Source organism: Pseudohaemophilus parahaemolyticus, assembly GCF_938021905.1.
In the GTDB taxonomy this organism is placed as follows: Bacteria; Pseudomonadota; Gammaproteobacteria; order Enterobacterales; family Pasteurellaceae; genus Haemophilus_A; species Haemophilus_A parahaemolyticus_B.
This window is the reverse complement of the sequence record NZ_CALIFA010000070.1, coordinates 103,567-109,800: the sequence shown is the minus strand read 5'-3', so window position 1 is coordinate 109,800 and position 6,234 is coordinate 103,567. Positions and strand designations below refer to the sequence as shown.

Below are 6,234 nucleotides of genomic sequence, written 5' to 3'. Positions count from 1 at the left end.
ACCGGGTTTTGATCTCGGCATCCCTAGGTTCGAATCCTAGTACCCCAGCCATACTTTCTTATCCTTTATATCTTCTTTATTAAACTTTGATTTAACTCAGATTATTTCTTTTGATTTCCTTAAAAATTCATTAAAATACCCCTAATATTTTATAATTAAATTAAAGGAAATCACCATGCAAAAAATCAACCCAACAACTACAGTCGCTTGGCAAGCATTAGAAGCACATAAAGCAGATAATCTTACCATTCCACAGCTTTTCGCAGAAAACCCAAACCGTTTTGAACAATACTCTTTAAACTTTGCTGATCAAATCCTTGTCGATTACTCCAAAAACGCCATCAATGAAAAAATCTTAGGTTTATTACGCCAATTAGCAAGTGAATGCGGTCTAGCATCAGCAATAGAAGCAATGTTCACAGGGCAAAAAATTAACCGCACAGAAAATCGTGCGGTACTACATACTGCATTACGTAACCGTTCAAATGCTCCTGTTTTAGTGGATGGTAAAGATGTTATGCCTGAAGTGAACGCTGTATTAGCAAAAATGAAAGATTTTTGTGAGCGTGTGATTTCAGGTGAGTGGAAAGGCTATACAGGTAAAGCGATTACCGATGTGATCAACATTGGTATCGGCGGTTCAGATTTAGGCCCTTATATGGTTACTGAAGCACTTCGTCCATATAAAAACCACCTCACAATGCACTTTGTGTCTAACGTGGACGGCACACACATTGCGGAAACCTTGAAAAAAGTGAATCCAGAAACAACGCTTGTGCTAGTTGCTTCAAAAACTTTCACTACACAAGAAACAATGACCAACGCTCACACTGCACGTGATTGGTTATTGGCTGCAGCAAAAGATGAATCTGCGGTAGCAAAACACTTTGCAGCACTTTCAACTAACGCAAAAGAAGTGGAAAAATTTGGTATTGATACCAACAATATGTTCGAATTTTGGGATTGGGTGGGCGGTCGCTACTCGCTTTGGTCTGCTATCGGCTTATCTATCGCTCTTTCAATCGGCTTTGAAAACTTTGAGCAATTGCTTGCGGGTGCACACGAAATGGATAAACATTTCCGTAACACGCCAATCGAGCAAAACATCCCTGCAACTCTTGCATTAGTGGGCATTTGGAACAGCAACTTCTTAGGTGCAGAAACTGAAGCATTATTACCTTATGACCAATATTTACATCGTTTTGCCGCCTATTTCCAACAAGGCAATATGGAATCAAATGGTAAATTTGTAGGTCGTGATGGCAATGCAGTAAACTACCAAACAGGTCCTATCGTATGGGGCGAACCTGGCACAAACGGTCAGCACGCATTCTATCAATTGATTCACCAAGGTACCAAAATCATCCCTTGTGATTTCATTGCACCTGCTCAAACACACAATGCCGTAGGCGATCACCACGCAAAATTACTTTCAAACTTCTTCGCTCAAACCGAAGCATTAGCGTTTGGTAAATCAAAAGAAGTGGTTGAACAAGAGTTCTTACAAGCGGGCAAAAAATTGGAAGAAGTTGCAGAAATCGTGCCATTCAAAGTATTTACAGGCAACAAACCAACTAACTCAATTTTGGTGCAAAAAATCACCCCATTTACATTAGGTGCATTGATTGCGATGTATGAACACAAAATCTTTGTTCAAGGTGTGATTTTCAATATCTACAGTTTCGACCAATGGGGAGTTGAGTTAGGTAAACAATTAGCAAACCGCATCTTACCAGAGCTTCAAAGCAACGAAAAAGTAACTAGCCACGACAGCTCGACGAATGGTTTAATCAACCAATTCAAAGCGTGGCGTTAATTTTGTAATTTAACTATGATTCAAGCGGTGTAATTCGTAAATCTTTTTGCAAATTGCACCGCTTATTTTTTGATATGGCAATTATTTTAGGCATAGACCCAGGCTCAAGGCTCACAGGCTACGGCGTGATTCGCCAAACAGGGCGACATTTAGAATACCTCGGCAGCGGCGTGATTCGTACTGCTGCAGACGATCTCCCAACACGTTTAAAACGCATTTATGCAGGCGTAACCGAAGTGATTACCCAATTCCAACCCGAAATGTTCGCGATTGAACAAGTCTTTATGGCAAAAAATGCCGATTCTGCCCTTAAACTTGGGCAAGCTCGTGGCACAGCAATTGTCGCAGCGGTTAATCACGATCTTCCTGTGTTTGAATATGCGGCTCGTTTGGTGAAACAGACGGTGGTAGGCATTGGATCTGCCGATAAAATTCAAGTGCAAGATATGGTAATGCGAATGCTACAGCTCTCTGCCAAACCACAAGCGGATGCGGCAGATGCTTTAGCGATTGCTATTACTCACGCACACTCGATTCAGCACTCCTTAGTCGTCGCAAAGCAGAGTAGCCAAAAAGTAAGTAGCGAAAAAGAGCAGATTTTAGCCCTAATGAAAACTCGTTACAGCCGCGGGCGTTTTCGTTTAAAAGGCTAATAGGAGGGGAAAATGATTACCAAACAATTCTTTGTTTTTGGGCGTGTGCAAGGCGTAGGCTTTCGCTTTTTTACCTTACAACAAGCGGGAAAACTTGGCATAAAAGGCACAGTACGTAACCGCATTGATGGCAGTGTGGAAGTCATTGCTCAAGGCACAGAAGATCAAATAGCCTTAATGCGAGCTTGGCTTTTGGATGGACCGAAAACAGCAACGGTAGAAAGAGTAGTTGAGAATAACTATTCTGAAGATAAATTGTTTGATAAATTCTCAATGATTGGATAATAAAAATGCGATCGTGTCTGATCGCATTTTTTATTTCCAATGTGTAAATTACTCGGCTTTTTCCACCGCTTTCACCGCAATTGCTAACTCTTCCAACGCTTGCGGATTTGCATAGCTTGGGGCTTCTGTCATTAAACACGCTGCTGCGGTGGTTTTCGGGAAGGCGATCACATCACGAATATTTTCTGTACCAGTGATAAGCATTGTCAAGCGGTCTAAACCGAATGCCAAGCCTGCGTGTGGTGGTGTGCCAAATTTTAATGCATCGAGCAAGAAACCAAATTTTTCTTGTTGTTCTTGTTCGTTAATGCCTAAAATATTGAACACGGTTTGTTGCATTTTCGGATCGAAAATTCGCACAGAACCACCGCCCACTTCGTAGCCGTTGATCACCATATCGTAAGCGTTCGCTACCGCATTCACAGGGTTTGTTGCTAATTCTTCAGGGGTTAAGCCTTTTGGTGAAGTGAATGGGTGGTGCATCGCTGAAAGATTACCCTCTTCATCACGTTCAAACATTGGGAAGTCGATAACCCATAATGGTTTCCACGCACTTAAATCAGTTAAGTTTAAGTCACGACCCACTTTTAAGCGTAATGCACCCATTGAGTCGGTTACCACTTGCCATTTGTCTGCACCGAAGAATAAAATATCGCCCGTTTGAGCGTTGGTGCGGGCAATTAATGCTTTGATTACCTCTTCATTTAAGAATTTCGCCACGGGGCTTTGTACACCTTCTAAGCCTGCGTTCACATCGTTAATTTTCGCCCACGCTAAGCCTTTCGCACCATAAATGCCGACAAATTGAGTGTATTCATCAATTTGTTTACGGGTTAAAGTTGCACCGTTTGGCACGCGTAATACTGTTACACGTCCATCTGGTGAGTTCGCTGGCTCGTGGAATACTTTGAATTCCACGTCTTTTAAAATATCTGCAACATCAACTAATTCTAACGGGTTACGTAAATCTGGCTTGTCTGAACCAAAGCGATTCATTGCTTCATGCCACGTCATCATTGGGAATTTACCTAAATCCACATTTAAGCGATCTAACCATAAACCGTGGATCATTTCTTCCATAATGGCACGCACTTCTTCTGCAGTTAAGAATGAGGTTTCCACATCAATTTGGGTAAATTCAGGTTGGCGGTCGGCACGCAAATCTTCATCGCGGAAACATTTCACGATTTGATAGTAACGGTCGAAGCCCGACATCATGAGTAGCTGTTTAAAAAGTTGTGGAGATTGTGGCAACGCATAGAATTTGCCTTTATGCACACGGCTTGGCACTAAATAGTCACGAGCCCCTTCTGGAGTCGCTTTGGTGAGCATTGGCGTTTCGATGTCCAAGAAACCGTGTTCATCCATAAAGCGACGTACAAAGCTAGTAATTTTCGCACGAGTTTTAAGTTTTTCTGCCATTTCAGGACGGCGTAAATCTAAGTAGCGATATTTTAAGCGTTGCTCTTCAGTGTTGTTCTGGTTGAAGTCGAGTGGCAGCACATCAGCATTGTTATAAACTAACACATTTTTCACTAACACTTCGATTTCGCCCGTTGCCATATCCTTGTTGATTTGCGACTCATCACGAGCAATCACTTCACCTTGAATTTGCACGCAGGCTTCTGCACGCAGGCTGGATGCTACTTTAAATAACGCTTCATCTTTCTCATCGAAGAATACTTGCACCACGCCTTCACGGTCGCGGATTTGCATAAAGATAAAACGACCAAGGTTACGCACACGGTGTACCCAGCCACTTAAAGTTACATTTTGTCCAACGTGGCTACGGTTTAATTCGCCACAATAGTTTGTACGCATCATAATTATGTCCTTTTGAAAATTAGCTCCCGATAAAGGGAAGATAGCGGGAAAATTGTGGGAATTATAGCGGAATAGGCGAAAGATGGGTAGATAAAGGCTACCAAGCGGTGAAATTTCTTTAAGATTTTGCAACAACAAAAAAGAAAACCTCCGAAGGAGGCTTAGATTAATGATCCCTTTGGAACAGGGCAGTGTCTTCCGACCCAACGTCGTCGCGGCAACGCGAACTTCCGTCGTGAGTCTCAATCCCTTTGGAACAGGGCTGTGTCTTCCGACTGCAGTGGTATTTTGAAGCCTTGTGGCACAAGGCTTACGAGAGCCACTTCCCAACTTTTTCCGAGACTTAGAGAGTTGGGTCTTGATTTGATTAAATGTCGTACAACTTTTAACATTCTATTCACTTATCAAGCGGTCGAAAACGGAAGGGATTTTACCAGAGTTTTTAGATTTTACTAGTCTTAATTCCTTAAAAATCCCCAATAAATCTTAAAGTAAGCCCAACACCTTACGTCCGTTAATTGAGGCGATGTTCGACATTTCTTCAAGATTAGTAAAGCGGCAGCCTGCAGAAAGGAGACTGAGTTCTTGCCACATATCGCCCTCGCAGAGCGGTACCATATAGTCACAGATGTTATCTGTACCAATTGCCACGGTAATGCCTTCCGGGATTAGCTCGTCGGCTGGGGTTAAAGCGTTGTGGAACGGTTGTAAGTCTTCTTTACGACCGCTATCAATCCACGCCATTGGGCAAGCAATGACCATCATTTGGCTATCACGCATTTTTTGATAAAGCATTTTGCGGTATTCTTTAGGATGTGCACCGATAGAAATCCCGTGAATTGCCACTACACGACCTTCCATACCGTGTTCAATCGCTTTATCGCAAAGTTGTTCGGTCTCTTTCTCTTTTGGTGTGTTGAATTGATCCACGTGCACGTGCAGCATTTTGCCGAGTGATTTGGCTTTATCCATCAAAATATCCATCGCTTCTAAACCTTTACCATAATCCAACTCATCACGATAAGGTAAACCACCAATCATATCCACCATTTCTGAGCCAATATCAAACCATTTTTTTGCGGTTGGCTCAATGACACCTTTTAACGTTTGGTTAGCGAATTTCAAAATAATATCGCTTTTGTACACCTCGCGTGCTTTGTGTGCTGCGATAATGGCACGATCTTCACATACGCCATCAATATCTACGAAAGTACCGAATGCGGTTACTCCTTGAGAAATCATCAGCTCAATCGCTTGTGAGAAACGGCGGTAATAGTCGTCTACGCTGGATTGACGTTTTACTTCATCCACTAAGTCCCATTTTTGCTGTAGATTAGCATTTTGGTAGATGGTAATTTTTTCTGGGGTCATGGTGAATGCTCGGTCAGCGTGAGCGTGTGCATTTACCCAGCCTCCTTTTTTAATGATTTCATCACGAATATGACCTTTCAGTGTACGAATTAATTGGCTCATGTTTGCTATCCTTTATGTAAATTTCGGGCGAAAAAAAATCGCTTGTGAAAAAGCGATTTGATCAAATTAAGGAAAAATGAATAAAAAAACAGCTACGCCTCGAAGAACGATGCGTAGCTGAAAAAATAATGTATAAGGAGTTAATATATGAAGATTCATTTCTAGTTTCTACGTTTAAAACTA

Annotated in this window: 5 protein-coding genes; 3 read left to right on the top strand and 2 right to left on the bottom strand. The window is 42.0% G+C overall.

The window, feature by feature from the left end:
• Window positions 1-175 precede the first annotated feature (175 nt).
• The 3 genes from pgi to QMF79_RS07845 all read left to right on the top strand — a co-directional run bounded on the left by pgi (window position 176) and on the right by QMF79_RS07845 (window position 2,754).
• Window positions 176-1,816 (top strand): glucose-6-phosphate isomerase, encoded by a 1,641-nt coding sequence (gene pgi, locus QMF79_RS07855; RefSeq protein ID WP_281773399.1) that lies wholly within the window; start codon window positions 176-178, stop codon window positions 1,814-1,816.
• Window positions 1,817-1,890: 74 nt separating this feature from the next.
• Window positions 1,891-2,469, top strand: coding sequence for a crossover junction endodeoxyribonuclease RuvC (ruvC, locus tag QMF79_RS07850; RefSeq protein ID WP_281773398.1), 579 nt, complete (start codon window positions 1,891-1,893; stop codon window positions 2,467-2,469).
• A gap of 12 nt (window positions 2,470-2,481) precedes the next feature.
• Entirely contained in the window at window positions 2,482-2,754 is a 273-nt protein-coding gene (locus tag QMF79_RS07845) for an acylphosphatase (RefSeq protein WP_281773397.1), read from the top strand.
• 48 nt (window positions 2,755-2,802) lie between these two features.
• Here QMF79_RS07845 and aspS read toward each other — a convergent pair whose 3' ends face one another.
• Window positions 2,803-4,578, bottom strand: coding sequence for an aspartate--tRNA ligase (aspS, locus tag QMF79_RS07840; protein ID WP_281773396.1), 1,776 nt, complete (start codon window positions 4,576-4,578; stop codon window positions 2,803-2,805).
• A 486-nt stretch (window positions 4,579-5,064) separates the two neighbouring features.
• Complete coding sequence (locus QMF79_RS07835; protein WP_281773395.1) at window positions 5,065-6,051, bottom strand: amidohydrolase family protein; 987 nt, start codon at window positions 6,049-6,051, stop codon at window positions 5,065-5,067.
• Window positions 6,052-6,234 lie beyond the last annotated feature (183 nt).